This window comes from Pseudomonas panipatensis, from assembly GCF_900099785.1.
Classification (GTDB): Bacteria; Pseudomonadota; Gammaproteobacteria; order Pseudomonadales; family Pseudomonadaceae; genus Pseudomonas; species Pseudomonas panipatensis.
The window spans coordinates 731,780-750,522 of record NZ_FNDS01000002.1; the positions used below are offsets into that span (position 1 = coordinate 731,780).

At 68.6% G+C, this 18,743-nt stretch carries 18 protein-coding genes and 1 riboswitch; of the genes, 9 read left to right on the top strand and 9 right to left on the bottom strand.

Annotation, left to right across the window (positions count from 1 at the left end; translation table 11 throughout):
• Positions 1-23 precede the first annotated feature (23 nt).
• Positions 24-314 carry a GYD domain-containing protein gene (locus BLQ74_RS07525; RefSeq protein ID WP_090261917.1) on the bottom strand — a complete coding sequence of 97 codons (291 nt, stop codon included), beginning with the start codon at positions 312-314 and terminating at the stop codon, positions 24-26.
• A gap of 305 nt (positions 315-619) precedes the next feature.
• Between BLQ74_RS07525 and BLQ74_RS07530 the strand changes: the two genes are divergently transcribed.
• Entirely contained in the window at positions 620-1,273 is a 654-nt protein-coding gene (locus BLQ74_RS07530) for a peroxiredoxin (RefSeq protein WP_090261918.1), read from the top strand.
• Between the two features lie 58 nt (positions 1,274-1,331).
• Positions 1,332-2,084 carry a Mut7-C RNAse domain-containing protein gene (locus BLQ74_RS07535; RefSeq protein ID WP_090261919.1) on the top strand — a complete coding sequence of 251 codons (753 nt, stop codon included), beginning with the start codon at positions 1,332-1,334 and terminating at the stop codon, positions 2,082-2,084.
• A 15-nt stretch (positions 2,085-2,099) separates the two neighbouring features.
• Here the strand turns inward: BLQ74_RS07535 and BLQ74_RS07540 are convergent, their stop codons facing one another.
• Both BLQ74_RS07540 and BLQ74_RS07545 read right to left on the bottom strand, forming a co-directional pair.
• Positions 2,100-2,981: an SDR family NAD(P)-dependent oxidoreductase gene (locus BLQ74_RS07540; RefSeq protein ID WP_090261920.1), complete on the bottom strand. Its 882-nt coding sequence runs from the start codon at positions 2,979-2,981 to the stop codon at positions 2,100-2,102.
• Positions 2,971-4,728 (bottom strand): FAD-dependent oxidoreductase, encoded by a 1,758-nt coding sequence (locus BLQ74_RS07545; protein ID WP_090261921.1) that lies wholly within the window; start codon positions 4,726-4,728, stop codon positions 2,971-2,973. The genes BLQ74_RS07540 and BLQ74_RS07545 overlap by 11 nt, the downstream gene beginning before the upstream one ends.
• A gap of 244 nt (positions 4,729-4,972) precedes the next feature.
• Here BLQ74_RS07545 and BLQ74_RS07550 point away from each other — a divergent pair, with 244 nt between their 5' ends.
• Both BLQ74_RS07550 and BLQ74_RS07555 read left to right on the top strand, forming a co-directional pair.
• Positions 4,973-6,598, top strand: a complete 1,626-nt coding sequence (locus BLQ74_RS07550) for a DUF1302 domain-containing protein (RefSeq protein WP_090261922.1) — start codon at positions 4,973-4,975, stop codon at positions 6,596-6,598.
• 28 nt (positions 6,599-6,626) lie between these two features.
• Positions 6,627-8,003 (top strand): DUF1329 domain-containing protein, encoded by a 1,377-nt coding sequence (locus BLQ74_RS07555; protein ID WP_090261923.1) that lies wholly within the window; start codon positions 6,627-6,629, stop codon positions 8,001-8,003.
• Between the two features lie 480 nt (positions 8,004-8,483).
• On the opposite strand, the gene BLQ74_RS07565 is transcribed toward BLQ74_RS07555, so the two are convergent.
• From BLQ74_RS07565 to BLQ74_RS07580, 4 genes are read right to left on the bottom strand one after another with little or no spacing between them, the layout of a single operon-like run.
• Positions 8,484-9,704, bottom strand: a complete 1,221-nt coding sequence (locus BLQ74_RS07565) for an NADH:flavin oxidoreductase (RefSeq protein ID WP_090261925.1) — start codon at positions 9,702-9,704, stop codon at positions 8,484-8,486.
• Positions 9,705-9,711: 7 nt separating this feature from the next.
• Entirely contained in the window at positions 9,712-10,821 is a 1,110-nt protein-coding gene (locus BLQ74_RS07570; protein WP_090261926.1) for a 3,4-dihydroxy-2-butanone-4-phosphate synthase, read from the bottom strand.
• Between the two features lie 12 nt (positions 10,822-10,833).
• On the bottom strand, positions 10,834-11,760 hold the full coding sequence (locus BLQ74_RS07575; protein WP_090261927.1) for an alpha/beta hydrolase: 927 nt from the start codon (positions 11,758-11,760) through the stop codon (positions 10,834-10,836).
• A 9-nt stretch (positions 11,761-11,769) separates the two neighbouring features.
• The gene (locus BLQ74_RS07580) at positions 11,770-12,588 is read right to left on the bottom strand and encodes an SDR family NAD(P)-dependent oxidoreductase (RefSeq protein WP_090261928.1); all 819 of its coding nucleotides are present in this window, start codon (positions 12,586-12,588) and stop codon (positions 11,770-11,772) included.
• 205 nt (positions 12,589-12,793) lie between these two features.
• Here BLQ74_RS07580 and BLQ74_RS07585 point away from each other — a divergent pair, with 205 nt between their 5' ends.
• The 4 genes from BLQ74_RS07585 (at position 12,794) to BLQ74_RS27410 (ending at position 15,973) form a co-directional block, all read left to right on the top strand.
• A complete protein-coding gene (locus BLQ74_RS07585; RefSeq protein ID WP_090261929.1) occupies positions 12,794-13,843 on the top strand; it encodes a 3-ketosteroid-9-alpha-monooxygenase, oxygenase component in 1,050 nt (349 codons plus the stop codon).
• A 108-nt stretch (positions 13,844-13,951) separates the two neighbouring features.
• On the top strand, positions 13,952-15,082 hold the full coding sequence (locus BLQ74_RS07590; RefSeq protein WP_090261930.1) for a helix-turn-helix transcriptional regulator: 1,131 nt from the start codon (positions 13,952-13,954) through the stop codon (positions 15,080-15,082).
• Positions 15,083-15,175: 93 nt separating this feature from the next.
• Positions 15,176-15,769 carry an ADP compounds hydrolase NudE gene (gene nudE, locus BLQ74_RS07595; protein ID WP_090261931.1) on the top strand — a complete coding sequence of 198 codons (594 nt, stop codon included), beginning with the start codon at positions 15,176-15,178 and terminating at the stop codon, positions 15,767-15,769.
• A 39-nt stretch (positions 15,770-15,808) separates the two neighbouring features.
• Positions 15,809-15,973 (top strand): hypothetical protein, encoded by a 165-nt coding sequence (locus tag BLQ74_RS27410; protein ID WP_170842775.1) that lies wholly within the window; start codon positions 15,809-15,811, stop codon positions 15,971-15,973.
• Positions 15,974-15,980: 7 nt separating this feature from the next.
• Here BLQ74_RS27410 and cobM read toward each other — a convergent pair whose 3' ends face one another.
• Complete coding sequence (gene cobM / locus BLQ74_RS07600; RefSeq protein WP_090261932.1) at positions 15,981-16,730, bottom strand: precorrin-4 C(11)-methyltransferase; 750 nt, start codon at positions 16,728-16,730, stop codon at positions 15,981-15,983.
• 7 nt (positions 16,731-16,737) lie between these two features.
• Positions 16,738-17,139 (bottom strand): cobalamin biosynthesis protein, encoded by a 402-nt coding sequence (locus BLQ74_RS07605; RefSeq protein WP_090261933.1) that lies wholly within the window; start codon positions 17,137-17,139, stop codon positions 16,738-16,740.
• A gap of 105 nt (positions 17,140-17,244) precedes the next feature.
• Positions 17,245-17,454: riboswitch (cobalamin riboswitch) on the top strand.
• Between the two features lie 96 nt (positions 17,455-17,550).
• On the opposite strand from BLQ74_RS07605, the gene cobW reads away from it, so the two are divergent.
• Positions 17,551-18,603: a cobalamin biosynthesis protein CobW gene (cobW, locus tag BLQ74_RS07610; protein ID WP_090261934.1), complete on the top strand. Its 1,053-nt coding sequence runs from the start codon at positions 17,551-17,553 to the stop codon at positions 18,601-18,603.
• Positions 18,604-18,743 lie beyond the last annotated feature (140 nt).

An 18,743-nucleotide genomic window follows, 5' to 3' on the forward strand; every position in this document is an offset into this window, starting at 1 on the left:
GCCGCCCCGCTCCTGCCGGCGCCTCAGCGCAGGCCGGCGAGCAGACCGCGGAACTCCTGTTCCGAGAAACCGCGCAGGGTCTGCGTGCGGATGTTGCCGAGCGACGCCACCTTGAGCAGCAGCGTGGTGGCCGCGTCCTCCGCGCCGTCCACGATCAGCACCATGTCGTAGCTGCCCGTCGTCCAGTAGGCGGCCTTGACCGAAATGCCGAGTTGCTCGGCCATTGCCTTGAAAGCGCCGAAGCGGTCGGGCGAGTCCTTGACGTTGCGGATGCCTTGGTCGGTGAAGCTCACCAGGGTGATGAAGGTAGCCATGGTTCAGCTCCTGTCGTATCGAGAGGCGACGGTCGAAGCAGCGGAAGCCACTGCACCGGAAGAAGGCCGCCACCCTTCCCGCCATGCATGCGTGCGGCGCACCGGGCACCGCGAGCCCCGTCGACCAGCTGCCATCCGACGACCTCCGCACAACAGGCATAGCAGCCCCGCGGCGCCCTGCACGACCGCTGATCCGCTGGCGCCCCGGCAGCTTCCCGGCGCCCGCCTATACTTTTCAGCCCACGCCCCGGCCGACGATTTCCACGGCCCTCGCGGAAGCCCTCAAGCCCACACGGAGAACGGACATGGCGATACGTATTGGCGATGAAGCACCCGACTTCACGGCGGAAAGCACCGAAGGCACCCTGCACTTCCACCAGTGGATCGGCGACCACTGGGCGATCCTGTTCTCCCACCCGAAGGATTTCACCCCGGTGTGCACCACCGAGCTGGGCTGCGTGGCGCGGCTCAAGCCGGAGTTCGACAAGCGCAACACCAAGGTGGTCGGCCTCAGCGTCGACCCGGTCAGCGATCACCGCGCCTGGGTCGGCGACATCGAGGAAACCCAGGGCCACGCGGTCAACTACCCGCTGATCGGCGACGAGAACCTGGTGGTGGCCAAGCTCTACGACATGCTCCACCCCAACGCCAGCCCCGGTGCGCGCAGCGCGGCGGACAACGCCACGGTACGCTCGGTGTTCATCATCGGCCCGGACAAGAAGGTCAAGGCCACGCTGACCTACCCGATGAGCGCCGGGCGCAACTTCGACGAAGTCCTGCGCCTGCTCGACGCGATCCAGCTCAACGCCAAGCACAGCGTGGCCACGCCGGTGAACTGGCGCCCCGGCGATGACGTGATCATCCCCACCTCGGTGTCGGATGAAGACGCGCGGAAGAAGTACCCGCAGGGCTTCAAGACGCTCAAGCCCTACCTGCGCGTGGTCAAGCAGCCGCAATGAGCGACGCCCCCGCTTCCGCCGGGAAGAGGGGGGCGCCACCGGCTGCCATACTGTTCAGATGGTCAGCGCCACTTTCCGCTTCTACGAGGAGCTGAACGACTTCCTGCCCGCCGAGCGTCGCCGGCGCGCCTTCACCTGCGTCTGCGCCGAGTCCGCCACGGTCAAGCACATGATCGAGGCGCTCGGCGTGCCGCACACCGAGGTCGAGCTGGTGCTGCTCAATGGCGAGTCGGTCGGCTTCGAGCGGCTGATCCTCGATGGCGACCGCCTGGCCGTGTACCCGACCTTCGAGCGCCTGGACATCAGTCCGCTGCTCAAGGTGCGCGCGCAGCCCTTGCGGGTGCTGCGCTTCGTCGCCGACGCGCACCTCGGCGGGCTCGCCGCGCTGCTGCGCATGAGCGGTTTCGACACCCTCTACGACAACGCCTTCGAGGATGCCCGGATCGCCGAGATCGGCGCCCGGCAGGGACGCATCGTGCTGACCCGCGACCGCGAGCTGCTCAAGCGGCGGATCATCAGCCACGGCTGCTACGTGCACGCGCTCAAGCCGGCGCTGCAACTGCGCGAGCTGTTCGAGCGCCTCGACCTGGCGCGCAGCGCGCGCCCCTTCAGCCGCTGCCTGCAGTGCAACCAGCCACTGCGCGAACTGCCCGCGGAAGAGGCGCGGCCGCGGGTGCCGCCACGGGTCGCCGCGCGCTACTCACGCTTCCTCGCCTGCGATGCCTGTCAGCAGGTGTTCTGGGAAGGCACGCACTGGCGCAGCATGCAGGCGCTGCTGGCGCCCCTGCTGGCGGGCGACCGAGCGCCCTAGCCGCGCCGAGCGGGTTCAGATCACCCGCGCCGGGTGCTGCACGCGCGGCGCGCCGAGCTGTTCGCGCCAGGACGGCGGCTGGCGCCCGTCGGCCTCGCAGATCGCATAGCGCAGGGCCAGCTCGGCGCTGACCAGGGTCAGCCCGGAAAGACTCGGCAACTGCGGATCGTCGAGCAGCGCGCGGATGATCCGGCCATTGAACTGCGGGGTTTCCGCCTGCGCCAGGAAGGCCTCGTACTGATCGGCGCGAGCCTGCCCGGCGATGGCCGTGCGCTCGGTGAGCTGCGGCCCCAGCCACAGCGAAAGCGCCGCCACCCGGGTGTTCTCGAAGTCCACCGCCATGTCCGCGGCAAGCTTGTCGATGCCGGCCTTCTGCGCGCCGTAGGCCGGCCCGTGCATGTAGCAGCCGGCGCCGAACGACGAGGTGAAGGCGATCAGCCCGCGCGCGGCGCGCAACAGCAGCGGCGCCGCGTAATAGCTGGCGACGTAGGCCGAGCGCAGGCCGACATCGAGGATGTCCACCAATTCGAGCGGCTTTTCCCAGAACGGCCCCGGATCGATGAGGTTCTCGTGGATGCAGGCGGCGTTGTTCACCAGCAGGTCGAGCTGCCCCTGCTCCTCGTCGATGCGCTGGAACAGCGCGCGCACCTGGGCATCGTCGCCATGGTCGCATTGCACGGCGATGCCGCGACCACCGGCGGCGTCGATGGCCGCGGCGGTCTCATGGATGCTCCCCGGCATCACCTGGCCACGCAGCCGCGCCGCGCCCGACTGGGTCGAGCGGCCGCTGACGTAGACGGTCATGCCGGCGGCGCCGAGCGCCACGGCGATGCCCTTGCCGACACCCCGGCTGGCGCCGGTGACCAGCGCCACGCCCGGTTGTCGCTCAGGCGTCATCGCGCACCTCCTGTGCCTGGGGCGCGGCACGGCGGGCGCTGGCCTGCTGGTGGATATGCTCGGCGGCGAGGAAGCCGAAGGTCATCGCCGGGCCGATGGTCGAGCCGGCGCCGGGATAGGTCGTGCCCATCATCGAGGAGGAGCTGTTGCCGATCGCATAGAGCCCGGCGATGACGCCGCCGTTCTCGTGCAGCACGCGGGCATGCGCGTCGGTGAGCAAGCCGCCCTTGGTGCCGATGTCGCCGGCATCCACCTTCACCGCGTAGAAGGGTGCCTTGAGCAACGGCGCCAGGCAGGGATTGGGCTGCACGTTGGGGTCGCCGTAGTAGCGGTCGAACAACGACTCGCCCTTGTGGAAATCCGGGTCCTGGCCCAGCGCCGCGTGGTGGTTGAAGCGCTCCAGGGTACGCACCAGGCCCTGCGCATCGACGCCGATCTGCGCGGCCAGCGCTTCCAGGCTCTGCGCCTTGTGGTAGTAGCCGCGCAGGTTCTCCGGCAGCCGCGAGTCCGGTTGCGCGTAGCCCGGCAGCAGCGCGCCGCAAGGGTATTTGTGGCGGAATTCGGCGTCGAACACCATCCAGCAGGGGACGCTCGCCGCCTGCTCGCTGTGGTTCGCGTACATGGCGTAGACGATGTCGGTGTAGGGCGCCGCTTCGTTGACGAAGCGCTGTCCCGCCGCGTTGACCAGCACGCAACCGGGCAGGTTGCGTTCGACGAACAGCCCGCGCTGTTTTTCTTCGCCATCGACATGCGTGGTTGGCGCCCACCAGCTGTGATCCATCAGCGCGGTGGCGGCGCCCAGTTGCTGGCCGGCGCGAATGCCGTCGCCACTGTTGAAGGGCGGCGTGGCGCTCCATTTCGCCTGCGACGGCCGTGGGTGGTACTGGTCGCGCATGGCCTGGTTTCGCTCGAAACCGCCCGCCGCCACCACCACCGCCTGTCGCGCGCGGACCCGCAGCAGGCGGCCGTTGCGCTGCACCTCGACGCCGATCACCCGGCCGTCTTCCTCGATCAGCGACTGCAGCGACGACTGCAGCCACAGCGGCACGCCGCGATCCATCAGCGAGCGGCGCAGGGCGCCGACCAGCGCGTTGCCGAGGGTGAGGAAGCGGTCGCGCCGCGAACGCAGGCGGCCGCCCAGATCGCTCCAGTAGCGCCAGAGGATGCGCAGGGTCAGGCCGACCCAGCCGGGGCGGCGGCAGAGCAGCACCTGCGCCTCCTTCATGGTCATGCCGATGCGCCCCATCATCAGGGTGCCCGGCGACGGCGCGCGCATGCGCTCGAATTCATCGCCCAGCTCGCGGGCGTCGAACGGCAGCGGGTCCATGGAGCGATAGCCAGGCTTGCCGCCGGGCGCTTCCGGGTAATAGTCGGCGTATTCCGGCTGCGCCTCGAAATGCACGCGGCTGTGCCGGTCCAGGTACTCGACCATGCGCCGGGCGTGCTCGACATAGGCCTCGATGCGGCTCGGCTCGACGATGCCGCCGGTGACCGTGCTGATGTACTGGATCGCCTCCGCCGCCGAGTCCTGCCCGCCGAGGGCGGCGATGCGGTGGTTGTTGGGAATCCAGATGCCGCCGCCGGAGACCGCCGAGGTGCCGCCATAGCGGTCGCTCTTTTCCAGCACCAGCACGTCCAGTCCGAGGTCGCGGGCGCGTAGCGCGGCGGTCATCCCGCCGGCGCCGCTGCCCACCACCAGTACATCGCATTCCTGGTCCCAGTCCTGACCACTCGTCGTTGCCTTCATGCGCGTCTCTCCCGGCAGGCGGCGCGGGTCCATCCCGCGGCCGACGTCGATTGTTCGCGCGCCTCGGAAAGCCCGGCATCGTCCGAAGAGACTAGCGGCCAAGCCGCATGCCAGAGCATCCGAGAGGCTTAGTCCCTTCGGACGATGTTGTCGTTTCGGCGCGATCCCATAGTCCGCTCGCACCTCCCCCCGCCAACCCCCGATCGAGGTCGGGCACCTCGCCCCGACCCGCGCAGAGGACGAGATGACAAGAACAAGAAACGCCGTGCGGCCGTTGCCGCTTGCCTTGCAGTTGTCCGCCATGGGCCTGGTCATGGCTGGCCAGGCCCATGCCCTGTCCTACCAGCTCAACGATGACCTCAAGGTCAACTGGGACACCACCCTCACCTACGGCCTGGCCTGGCGCACCGAGCAACGCGCGCGCGGCCTGTCCAACGGCTACCCCAATCCGGCCATCGCCAGCATCGACGACGGCGACAACGCCTTCGCCAGGGGCAGCCTGATCAACAACCGCGCCAGCTTCCTCACCGAGGCCGACTTCAAGTTCCGCGACGACTACGGCCTGTTCGTCCGCGCCACCGGCTTCTACGACGACGTCTATCACCACAGCAACGACAACGCGACCGGCACCTCCAACTGCTACGCCAGCGGCCACTGCGCCAAGCCCGACCAATTCCCGGACGGTACCGTCGACCAGCACGGCGACGACGCGCGCCTGCTCGACACCTACGCCTACGGCACCTGGGACCTGAGCGGCCACAAGCTGAACGCGCGGGTCGGCAACCAGGTGGTGGCCTGGGGCGAAAGCCTGTTCAACGGTTTCGGCATCTCCGGGGCGATGAGCCCGGTGGACGCGACCAAGGCGAACACTCCCGGCATCGAGATCAAGGAGCTGTTCCTGCCGGTCGGCCAGGTGTTCACCCAGTACAGCCTGAGCGACGCGCTGAACGTGCAGGCCTACTACCAGTACAAGTGGGAGAAGACCGAGATCCCCGGTGTCGGCAGCTACTTCTCGACCACCGACCAGATCGACGAAGGCGGCTACAGCGATGCCTTCGGCATGACCCACCGCCTGGGCGACAAGAAGCCGAGCAACTCCGGCCAGTACGGCCTGGCGCTGACCTACAGCGTGGAGCAGCTGAACAACACCGAATTCGGTCTGTACTACCTGCGCTTCCACGACAAGACCCCGCAGATCGACTTCCTCAGCCAGTGGAACAACGCGGCCTACCGCGCCCTCTACTTCGAGGGCATCGACCTGTACGGCGCCAGCTTCTCCAGCATGGTCGGCGACACCAACGTCAGCGGCGAGGTGAGCTACCGCGACGGCCAGCCGGTGCTGGTCGACACCGGCCTGGTGCCCTACGCGGTGCGCGGCAAGACCGTGCAGGCGCTGGTCTCGTTCATCCACTCCTTCGGCAACCTGCCGATCGCCGACAACACCACCCTCACCGGCGAGGTCGGCTACAACCGCGTGCTGGACAACGACAAGGCACCCAGCTTCGACGTCTTCGTCCCCGGCGGCGGCGGCCGCTACACCCAGGTGCAGACGGCCAACACCGACAAGCTCTACTACGACACCTCGGCCTGGGGTTACACCGTCAACCTGTCGCTGGACTACAACAACGTGTTCAACGGCTGGGACCTGACGGTGCCGATCATCTTCAGCCAGGCGGTCAACGGCAGTTCCTCGATGCCCGGCAGCTTCGGCCTGGGCCAGGGCGACGACCGCTTCGCCGTCGGCACCACCTGGCGCTACCTGAACAATCTCACCGTCGAGGCCCGCTACAACATGTACCTCGGCAATGCCAGCGAAACGCCCCTGGCGGACCGCGACAACCTATCCCTCAGCGCGAAATACAGCTTCTGACCCCGTCAGCCCGAGGAGCACGACCCACATGAAAAGCACCCCCCGCCTGCTTCCCCTTCTACTCTCCGCCGGCCTCGCCTGCCTGAGCCTGCACGCCCAGGCCAAGGTCAGCCCGGAAGAAGCCGCCCGCCTGGGCAAGGACCTCACGCCGATGGGCGCCGAAAAGGCCGGCAACGCCGACGGCAGCATTCCCGCCTGGAGCGGCAAATGGCGCGGCGCGCCGCCGCAGGTGAAATACGCCGGACCGGGCAACGCCTACCCCGATCCCTATGCCGATGAGAAGCCACTGTTCGTCATCACCGCGCAGAACGTCGACAAATACGCCGACAAGCTCACCGACGGCCAGCGGGCGATGTTCAAGCGCTACGCGGCGACCTTCCGCATGCCGGTCTACCCGTCGCACCGCGACTTCCGCTTCAGCCAGAAAGCCGAAGACGACATCAAGGCCAACGCCCTCAACGCCGAGCTGGCCAACGACGGCAACAGCGTGCGCAGCGCCTTTGGCGCCTCGCCCTTCCCGATCCCCAAGAACGGCTACGAGCTGATGTGGAACCACGCCCTGCAAGCGCGGCCCAACAGCGAGGAAGCGATCTACGACCAGGCGGTGATCTACTCCAACGGCAACCAGGCGCTGCAGACCGTGCACTACCAGATCCTCGCGCCCTGGAGCGACCCCAAAGGCTCGCGCGAAAGCTATGACGGCGGAGTCATGAGCCACTTCATGATCACCACCCTCAAGCCGGTGCGCGCCAAGGGCGAAATCATCGGCGGCCATGAGTTCTTCGACCCGATCGTCAGCCCACGGCAGAGCTGGCAGTACCTGCCCGGCACCCGCCGCGTGCGCCGCGCGCCCACCGTCGGCTACGACACGCCGATCGGCGCCGGCGGCTTCCGCACCATCGACGAAGACCGCTTGTTCAACGGCGCGCCCGATCGCTACGAGTGGAAGATGCTCGGCAAGCGCGAGGTGTACATCCCCTACAACAACTACAAGCTCGACGACCCGGCCCACAAGTACGCGGAGATTCTCACGCCCAACCACGTCAACCCCGACCTGATGCGCTACGAGCTGCACCGCGTCTGGGTCGTCGAGGCCACCCTGAAGCCGAGCGCCCGCCACATCTACGCCAAGCGCGTGCTGTACATCGACGAGGACAGCTGGTCCGCCGCCCTCGCCGACAACTACGACGCCCGCGGCCAGCTCTGGCGCACCAACATGCAGACCTCGCTCTACGCCTACGACATCCAGATGAACCAGGCGCGCATCGCGCTGTTCCACGACCTCATCGCCGGCTCCTACCTGGCCGACCGCATGAGCAACGAGCAGAAGCCCGCGGAACTGAACACCGCCACCTACGACAACGACTACTTCACCGCCGCCAACATGCGCAAACTGGGTCAGTGACCCAACCCTGAACGACGGATGCCGGGCTAGCCCGGCATCCGTCGTTTTGCCTGGCGCGCCGCCTCGCCAACGATCGCCCCGCCTCCCGCCACCCCGGCAGCGCCGCCCCGCGTGCGGGCGTCCAGTCCCCATCACTCCCCCGCCATGCCGCCATGCCGCCAGCGGCGACACCTCGCCCCGGGCACGTCGCCCACCCCCGGCGCCACCGCCATCCGCCGCTGCTCGCTGGCTGCCGAACGCCTGCCGCCAGGCGCGACGACAATCACCGCCACGGCGCAGGCGCACCCGCAGACAACGCAGGCGAGCGCCACGCGCAGCCCGGTCGAGCGGACGTCGGCGAACGGCAGGGGCGCACGGGAGGCTGGCGAGCGGGGGAAGAACACTGGCGCCCGGCGGGCAAACGCAAACGCCCCCGCTCCAGTCAGGGGCGAGGGCGTTCGGCAGGTCGGCGGGCCGCTGTGGAGAGCGCCCGAGCGGGAATCAGCGCGGCGCGGCGAAGCTGTCCGGGCGATTCAGCACGCAGCGGATACCGCCGGGCAGACCCATGCTGGCGACGCACTGGTTGCAGTGCGTGCAGCCGTTCTCGTAGTGCTGGCGCTGCTCCCGGGCATTGCGCACCAGGTCCGGGTCGCGCAACAGCGCGCGGCCCATGGCGACGAAATCGAAGCCCTCCTCCATCGCCCGCAGCATGCTGTCGCGGCTGCTCACGCCGCCCAGGTAGACCAGCGGCATGTCGGTGGCCTGGCGCACGCGTCGGGCCTGGTCGAGGAAGTACATCTCGGCATAGGGCAGGTTGGCGAACATGCGTCCGCCGAACCATTGCATGGCCTTGCGCTGCAGCGGGTTGCGCTCCAGCGGCAGCATCTGCGCCAGCGGGCTTTCGCCACGGAACAGGTACATCGGCGCCCGACTGGTGAAACCACCGCTCATCACCAGGGCGTTCAGGCCGTTGCCCGCCAGGAGCTGCGCCGCGCGGCACGACTCGTCGATCTCCAGGCCGCCCTCGAAGCCATCGCTGAGGTTCAGCTTGGCGAGGATCGGGAAGTCGTCGCCGACCGCCTCGCGCACCGCCGCCAGCACTTCCAGCGGCAGGCGCATGCGGTTCTCCAGGCGGCCGCCGTAGGCGTCGCTGCGGCGGTTGGTGGCCGGCGAGATGAACTGGCTGAGCAGATAGCCGTGGCCCATGTGGATCTCGATGGCGTCGAAGCCGGCGCGCTTCACGAAGGCGGCGGCGGCACGGTATTCCGCCACCGTCTTGCGGATGTCGGCGCCGGTCATGGCGCCGGCGAAGGGCACGCCGGAGAGCATGCCGTACTGGTTGAAGCAGGCGCTCGGCCCCTTCGGCCGCGGAATGTTCAGCGGCTTGTTGCGGCTGAAGAAGCCACAGTGCGCGAGCTGCGCAGACACCGCGCCGCCTTCGCGATGCACCGCGCCGGCGAGGCGCCGCAGGGTGCCGAATACCCCCTCGTGCATCCACATCTGGTCGGGGAAGGTCAGCCCGTCCGGCGAGACCCCGCAGTAGGCCACCGTGGTCAGGCCGACCTCGCCGCGCGCCATGCGCGCGTGATGCTCGATCAGGTCATCGCCCGGCACGCCAGCGGGGCACATGCCCTCGAAGGTCGCCGTCTTGATCACCCGGTTACGCAACGGCAACCCGGCCAGGCGGGTCGGGCCGAAGACTTTTTCCACCATGCCACGCATCACTCCGTCACTCCTCTTGGCCAACGCTGAAGGGCACGAACTCGACCACTTCCAATTCAAAGCCGGAGACCGCCTTGTAGGTCACCGGGAAACTCATCAGGCGCATCTTGCGCACGCCCAGGTCGCGGAGTATCTGCGCGCCGACGCCCAGGGTCCGTTGCGGAAACTGCGGCGGGCGCAGCCGTGGCCCCTGGGCCAGTTGTTCGAGGATGGCGCCGGCGCTTTCCACCTGCGCCAGCAGGACCAGCACCCCGCTGCCCTCGGCGGCGATGCGCGCCAGCGAGCGCTCCAGGTTCCACTGCTGCGGCCCCATCGGCGGTTCGCCGGCGAGCAGGTCGCGCAGCGTCTCCACCGCCTGCACGCGCACCAGCACCGGTTGCGCCGAGTCGATCTCGCCGCGTACCAGGGCCAGGTGCACGACGTCCTTGAAGGCGTCGTGGTAGGCGCAGACACGGAACTCGCCGTGGCGGGTGCCGAGACGGTACTCGGCGCTACGCGCGATGGTGCCTTCGTGGAGGATGCGGTGGTGGATCAGCTCGGCAATACCGCCCATGCGCAAGCCATGCCGACGGGCGAAGGCGCGCAGGGTTTCGCCACGCGCGTTGTCGCCGTCCTCGTCGAGAATGCCGGCCAGCAGGGCCGCTGGCCGCAGCCCGGCGAGACGGGTCAGGTCGCAGGCCGCCTCGGCATGTCCGGCGCGGCTCATCACCCCACCGGGCAGCGCGCGCAGCGGGAAGATGTGGCCGGGGCTGACCAGATCGGCGGGGCCGCTGGCCGGGTCCACCGCCACTTGCACGGTGCGCGCCCGGTCGGCGGCGGAAATCCCGGTGCTGATGCCGCTGGTCGCCTCGATGGAAACGGTGAAGCCCGGCCCCTCGCCGGCCCTCGGCGCGGCCACCATGGGTTCCAGGCCGAGGGCCTGGCAGCGCTCGCTGGTCAGCGCCAGGCAAATCAGCCCGCGCGCTTCGCGGGCGAAGAAGTTGACCGCCGCCGCGTCGGCGAACTCGGCGGCCTGCAGCAATACGCCGTCGCTGGCGTCATCCTCGCCGTCGCTGAGCACCACCGGCTCGCCACGGCGCAGGGCCTCGATCAGTTGTAACGGGCTATCCAACGGCATCTTCGCGCCCCCTCAGACCAGCGCACGACGCAGCCAGGCGGCGGCGTCCTGCAGATGCTCGGCGGCCCGCACGACGAACGGCGCGAAGCTGGCGAAACCGTGGATCATCCCCTTCGCCCGCACCAGGCGCGCCTCCACCCCGCAATCGAGCAGACGCCGGGCGAAAGCCTCGCCCTCGTCGCGCAGGGGATCGAATTCCGCGCTGAACACGCAGGTCGGCGGCAGGCCGGCCAGATCGTCGGCGCGCAAGGGCGATACCAGCGCCTCGTCATGCGCCGTCGCCGCCGGCAGGTACTGGCGCCAGAACCACTGCATCATCTGCGCTTCGAGGAAATAGCCCTCGGCGAATTCCCGGTACGAGGCACTGTCGCAGGCCTGGTCGGTGACCGGATAGAACAGACACAGGGCGGCGATTCGCGGCCCGCCGCGCTGCCGCGCCAGGCGCGCCACGGCAATCGCCAGGTTGCCGCCGGCACTGTCGCCGGCGATGGCCAGGCGGCTGGCGTCGACGCCCAGCTCGGCGGCCCGCGCATGGAGGTCGCAGGTGGCGCGGTAGCAATCTTCCGGCGCCGCCGGGAAAGGCGCCTCCGGGGCCAGCCGGTACGCCACCGACACCACCGCGGCGCCGCTGGCCAAGGCCAGTCGGCGGCAGAGATCGTCGTGGGTGTCCAGGGTGCCGGCGACGAAACCGCCGCCGTGCAGGAACACCAGCAAGGGCAAGGCGTCGCCGGCCTGCGGGCGATACAGGCGCGCCGGCAACTCACCGGCGGCGCCGGCCACGCGCAGCTCGCGGACCTCGGCCAGGGCCAGCGGCGCCAGGCCCGGCAGTCCCTGATCGGCGAGGTTGCGGTAGGTGCCGGCGTCGAGCTGGGCGAAATCCAGCGCGAAGGCGCCGGCGAACTGATCGAGCAGGTACTGCATCTGGGGATCGAGCGACATCGCGGTTCCTTAGAGTTCGGCCATCTGGAAGACCGGGTTGGTCTCTTCGAGGATGCTTTGCTGGCGTGCCAGAAGGTTCGGCTTGAAGCCGGGGTGCGGGAGTATCCAGAAACGCCCGGCGGCGAGGGCCTGGAACACCCGCCTGGCCAGCTCGTCGGTGGACATTCCCTGCTCGATGCTGGCGGCGAGCAGGGCGCCGAGTTCCCCGGCCGCCGTGCCGCCGGCCTGGTCGGAAGTCATGATGCGGCTGGCCACCGGGCCCGGGCAGAGCACCGACACCGAGATCGGCGCCTGCAGCGCCGCCATCTCGTAGTGAAGGACTTCGGACAGGGCCACCACCGCCTGCTTGGTCACGGTATAGGCCGCCATGAACGGGCTGCACACCAGCCCGGCGAGGGACGCGGTATTCACCACATGGGCCGGGCGCCCCTGCTCCAGCAGCAGCGGCATGAAGCTGCGCAAGCCATTGATCACGCCCATCAGGTTGATGTCGAGCATGCGCCGCCACTGCGCCGCGTCGAGTTCCCAACTGGCGCCGGTCTGCATCACCCCGGCGTTGTTGAACAGCAGGTCGACGCCGCCGAAGCGCTCCAGCGTCGCGTCGCGCAGGGCGTCGAGCGCCTCGCCGCGCGCCACGTCGGTCGGCTGTTCGAGAACCTCGACGCCGCCGGCGCGCAGGCGCTGCGCCAGCGCCCTCAGGCGCAGTTCGTCGCGGTCCGCCAGGACCAGGCGCATGCGCAGGCGCGCGGCATGCTCGGCCAGGCCCTGGCCGATCCCGCTGGCGGCGCCGGTGATGACCGCCACGCGGCCGTCTCGTTGCTTGTCCATGGCGACTCCGGTTGTCGTTCTTGTTGGCTCGGATGGGCGGGTTTATCCGCCGAAACCGCGCTCGCCGGCATCGTCCACCCGGACTAGCCGCGGCCATCGTCCGTTCAGACGATGCCGTCGCGGCGCGAGCTTGGAGAATCCCGGACAGGCGCCTGCCGCCCCCACCTCTGCCTGCGGCACCACCGACGACACCGGGAGAACAACAATGAGCACGCTGCACAGAATCGAAGCCCGCCCCCTGCAGGATCGCTACGCGCGCGGCTGGCACTGCCTGGGGCTGGCCGCACAGTACCGCGACGGCAAGGCGCATCGCCTGGAGGTCTTCGGCACCCGCCTGGTGGCCTTTCAGGGCGACGACGGGCAGCTCCACATTCTCGACGGCTACTGCCCGCACATGGGCGCCGACCTCAGCCACGGCTGCGTCGAAGGCAACGGCCTGCGCTGCCCGTTCCACGAGTGGCGCTGGGGCGCCGATGGCGTCTGCGACGACATTCCCTACGCCAAGCGCATTCCGCCGCGGGCAAAGATCAAATCCTGGCCGGTGATCGAACAGAATCATCTGCTGTTCGTCTGGAACGACCCGGAAGGCAATCCGCCCATCGCCGAACAGGCCATTCCGCGCATCGACGCCTGCTACGACGGCGAGTGGGCCGCCTGGGCGCTGGAGGAATTGCGCATCGAGACGAACTGCCGGGAGCTGGTGGACAATGTCGCCGACATGGCGCACTTCGACGCGATCCACAGCGCCAAGGTGAAGGAATTCAGCAACCACTTCGAAGGCCATGTGGCGACCCAGGTGATGCGCGGCAGCAGCGCTCGGTTGTCCGGCGACAGCGAGTTGCGCAGCGTCGCCAGCTACTACGGTCCGGCCTACCAGATCACTGAAATGACCGGCGCGATGAACGGCCAGACGATCCACTCGATCCTGCTCAACTGCCATGTGCCGATCGACCTGCACAGCTTCACCCTGCGCTACGGCGTGCTGGTGAAAAAGCTCCCGGGGCTGACCGAGGAACAGAACCAGGCGATGGCCCAGGCCTACGTGCAGCAGGCGCGGGAAGCCTTCTACGAAGACGTGGTGATCTGGCACAGCAAGGTGCGCATCGACAACCCGCTGCTGTGCGACGGCGACGGCCCGGTCTACCAGTTGCGCAAGTGGTACGAGCAGTTCTACACCGACGTCGCCGATCTTCCCGACGGACTGCGCGAGCGCAAATCCTTCACGGTGTGCGGGAGCCAGGCCGAACCGGCCTGATGCGAGGACCGTCCGTCTCCCAAGTGACGGGAGGCGGATTGCCTTTCTGGGAAAACGCCGATTACTCTCTCGGCCGATTTACATAAAAACAATAAGATTGGTTTTCAAATGGCACACTCGCTCACGCTCGAACAGTTCAGCGGGATGCTCGGCAATCTCTACCAGGGCCCACTCGAGCCCACGCCGTGGCAATCCTTCCTCAGCCAACTCAACCAGTTCCTCGACAGCAAGTACGTCACCTTCATCCTGCGCCCACCCAGCGACGACAGCGACGGGCTGATGGTCAACACCAACGGCAGCTCGGCCGAAGTCGTGGCCTCCTACAACCGTTACTACTTCAACCTCGACCCCTTCGTCGGCCTGCCCAACGGCAAGGTCGTCACCCTGGAGGAGTTCGTCTCCCAGCAGGACTGGCTGAACTCCGAGTTCTACAAGAACTTCATGGAGCCAACCGGGGTGTTCCACATCCTCGGCGCCGACATCACCACCCACGATGGCGCCCAGTGCCGCATCCGCGTCAGCCGGGGCCTGGAGGCGCCCGCGTTCACCGACGACGACAAGGCGCTGCTGGCGCACTTCGTGCCGCACCTGGAACGCTCCGTCGCCCTGCACACGCAGATCAACCGCATCGAGACCGAACGCAACCTCTACGCCGGGGCGGTGGACCAGTTCGCCGTCGGCACCATCATCCTCGACGAGAACGGCAAGATCCTGCAGACCAACCAGGTGGCCGACCGCCTGATCAAGGAAAAGGACGGCCTCAAGCTCAGTGGCGACAACCTGCAGGTCGGCACGCCACGCGACTGCCAGGAATTCCGCCGGCTGGTGAAACAGGCGCTGCAATCGCAGCGCGGCGAGCAGCCCTCGGTGGTCGAGGCGATGCGCGTGCAACGCCCTTCCGGCCGCGCCGACCTGGGCATCATCGTGCGCTCGGTTCCCCTGAGCGAATGGAACGAAGGCAAACACTGCCCCTCGGTGGTGATCTTCGTCAGCGACCCCGAGCAGGAGTCCAGCGCCCCCCAGGAGATCGTCAAGGCGCTCTTCGACCTGACCCCGGCCGAAGCGCAACTGGCCATGCTGCTGGCCAACGGCCTGACCCTCGACGAGGCCTCGGAGGCACTCGGCATCAGCCGCAACACCGCCCGCGCGCACCTGCGCTCGACCTTCTCCAAGACCGGAGTGACGCGCCAGACCATGCTGGTGCGCCTGATCCTGCGCAGCGTCGCCACGCTCGGTTGAGTACGCCACGGAGACCGCCTAGTCCACCCGGACGATGGCGGACCTCGACGGCTGGCCGACAGTGGAGGCAGCACGACGCGGGAGGAAATCGCCATGCGCCAATGCCCGACCATCCTCAAGACCGAATTGCTCGCCGAAAGCGGCCATTTCCAGATCGAAGCCCTGCATCTGCGCTTCAGCAACGGCCAACAGCGCGTCTACGAACGCCTGCGCGGCACCGGCTACCGCTCCGTGCTGCTGGTCGCCATGCCTGACCCGGCGCACGTGCTGCTGGTGCGCGAATACGCGGTCGGCGTCGAGGCGCGGGTCCTCGGCCTGCCCAAGGGCGGCGCCGAAAGCGACGAGGACTACCTGCAAGCCGCCCAGCGCGAACTGGCCGAGGAGACCGGCCTGCATGCCGCTCGTCTGACCGACCTCGGCGAGCTGACCCTGGCGCCCGGCCACCTGAGCCACCGCTGCCGGGTGGTGCTCGCCGAACAACTGTCGCCGCGCACCTTGCACGGCGACGAACCGGAACCCCTGGAAGTGCTGCGCGTGCCGCTGGAGCGCCTCGGCGAACTGGTGCTCGCCGGCGAGCTGCAGGAAGCGCGGGCCATCGCCGCGCTGTTCCTGGCACAGAGCGCGCTGGCCCGGCGCAACGCCCATCTAGTCCGTTTGGACGAGGTGCGCGGAGCGGCCGCTCGCTAGCGTCATATCGGAACCATCGAGCGCGAGGTCAACGCCATCATGCGTCACGCCGTCCCCCTGCTGATTTTCGTCGTCCTGCTGGCAGCCATCGGCACCAGCCACCTGGTCATTCAGTTGCGCGAGCAGTCCGAACAACTGGCCATGCTGAGTTCCCGCCTCGGCCCCACCGCCGGCTGCTTCCCCGGCGTGCCGCGCCTGCCCTGAGCCCTGTTCAGTCCGGCCGGTACAGGTGCGCGTGGGTCGCGCTGTACAAGGAGGAATCGGTGAAGCCGTCGGCGGCCAGCACCCGGCCGACGAGGATCAGCGCGGTGCGCTGGAAGTTCTTTGCGCGAGCCTTGGGCAGGATGTCACCGAGGGTGCCGGTGACCTGCGCCTGGTCCGGCCAACTGGCCCGGTGGATCACCGCGATCGGGCAATCGGCGCCGTAGTGCGGCAGCAACTCCTCGACGATCTTTTCCAACTGGCCGACGCCCAGGTGAATGGCCATGCTCGCGCGATGCCGCGCCAGGTCGCCGAGGGATTCGCCGGCGGGCATCCGGGTTTTGCTGGCGTAACGGGTGAGGATCAGCGTCTGCGACACGTCCGGCAGGGTCAGCTCGCAGCCGAGCAGCGCGGCACAGGCAGCGGTGGCGGTGACGCCGGGGATGATCTGGTAGGGAATGCCGAGCGCGCGCAGGTGGCGAATCTGTTCGCCGATGGCGCCGTACAGCGAGGGGTCGCCGGAATGCACGCGGGCCACGTCCTGGCCCTGGGCGTGGGCCTCGGCGAGCAGCGCGACTATCTGCTCCAGGTTCAGCTCGGCGGTGTTCACCACGCGCTCGGCGCGGTGCCCTTCGAGCACCGCGGGCGGCACCAGGGAGCCGGCGTAGAGAATCACCGGGCAACTGCGCAGCAGGCGCTGGCCCTTGACCGTGATGAGTTCCGGGTCGCCGGGGCCGGCGCCGATGAAATAGACCGTCATGACAGATTCACTCGGTAACAGGGGCCCAGGCCAGGGCGCAGGTCGCGTTGGCGCTGCGCCGCTTGGGCAACAGCAGGCGCGCCGGTCTTTCCGCCAGGTCTTCCACCAGGGCCAGGGCCGCCGCCTCGGCGACCCCGGCGCTGCCGCTGGCCTGGCGCACGCGCTCGGACACCACGCTCAGGCGCGACTCGTAGGGCGCCAGGCGCTGCGCCGGGAGCAACTCCAGCGGCAGCTTCAGGCGCTGGGCCAGGCTCCGCAGGCCGGCTTCCAGGGCCTTGGCGTCGCTGCTCGCCAGCGCCGTCAGCGCGCCTTCCTCGACGCGCGCCTCGGCCAGCGTCTCGCGCAGCAGCGCGTGCAGCTCCTCGACGCTGCAACCTCGGCGGCAACCGAGTCCGGCGACCAGTATCACGGGGCGGGTGTCCTGCTGGATGGGAAAAAGGGCTTTTCAGCACAGCACGAGCGCCGCCGCAGCGTCAACCGGCCGGCGGCGATTGACCCTGCCGGCGGGGCTGCGTAGCCTGTGCCGCTTCGAGGTTCTCCGGCATCCAGGTGCATGCCGGAGCTAAGAGGGAACGTGGAAGTCGCCAGCGCGACCCGCCACGGCTGCCCCCGCAACTGTGAGCGATCCCAAGGTCTCCGAATGCCACTGCCGACGGCGGGAAGGCGAAGACCAGGCAACGGCCGGATCGCGAGCCAGGAGACCTGCCTCGACAGACCATTCACGACAACCGGGCGGGGTGATCCGGTGGCGACTTCCGTTGCGCGGGCCAGCCCGTGCGCGCGCCCTTTCCTGCCCGCCGAACCCTGCATCGAGGCGCGCATGAAAACCCTGGCCAAGCTCCCCGTCACCATCGTCACCGGCTTCCTCGGCGCCGGTAAGACCACCCTGCTCCGGCACCTGCTCGAACAGGCCGCAGGCCGCCGCATCGCAGTGATCGTCAACGAGTTCGGCGAACTGGGCATCGATGGCGAGATCCTCAAGCAATGCGCCATCGGCTGCAGCGAAGAAGAGGCCGTCGGCCGCGTCTTCGAGCTGGCCAACGGTTGCCTGTGCTGCACCGTGCAGGAAGAGTTCTTCCCGGTGATGCGCGAACTGGTGGCGCGCCGTGGCGAGCTTGACCAGATCCTCATCGAGACCAGCGGCCTGGCCCTGCCCAAGCCCCTGGTGCAAGCCTTCCAGTGGCCGGAAATCCGCAATGCCTGCACCGTCGATGCGGTGATCACCGTGGTCGACAGCCCGGCGGTGGCCGCCGGCACCTTCGCCGCCCATCCCGAGCAGGTCGACGCGCAGCGCCAGCAGGACCCGAACCTGGACCACGAATCGCCGCTGCACGAACTCTTCGAGGACCAGTTGGCCAGCGCCGACCTGGTGGTGCTGAACAAGGCCGACCTGCTCGACGCCGCGGTCCTCGCTGGCGTGCGCGCGCAGGTCGCCGACGAACTCCCGGCGGCGGTGAAGATCGTCGAAGCCAGCGCCGGCAGGCTGCCGCTCTCGGTGCTGCTGGGGCTCAACGCCGAGGCCGAGCTGCACATCGACGGCCGCCCGACCCACCACGATCATGAAGGCCATGAAGACCATGACCACGACGAGTTCGACTCCTTCCACGTCGACCTCCCGGAAGTCGAGGAACGCGCCCTGCTCGACGCCCTCGCCGCGCTGGTCGAGCGCCACGCCGTGCTGCGCATCAAGGGTTTCGCCGCGATTCCCGGCAAACCCATGCGCCTGCTGATCCAGGGCGTCGGCAAGCGCTTCGACAAACACTTCGACCGCCCGTGGCTGGCCAGCGAATCGCGCACCACGCGCCTGGTGCTGATCGGCCAGGAACTGGACCAGGCCGCCATCGCCAACCAATTGCGCACTGCGCTCGCCTAACCCGGACGACGGCAATGCGTGGTATCGCTCGCGCTCCCACCCGACGAAACCGGCCGCCCCGTAGGGTGGCGTTGAGCGCAGCGATACCCACCGAACGACGGCAATGCTGGCCATCCCAGGCGCTCCACCCGACGCAGTTG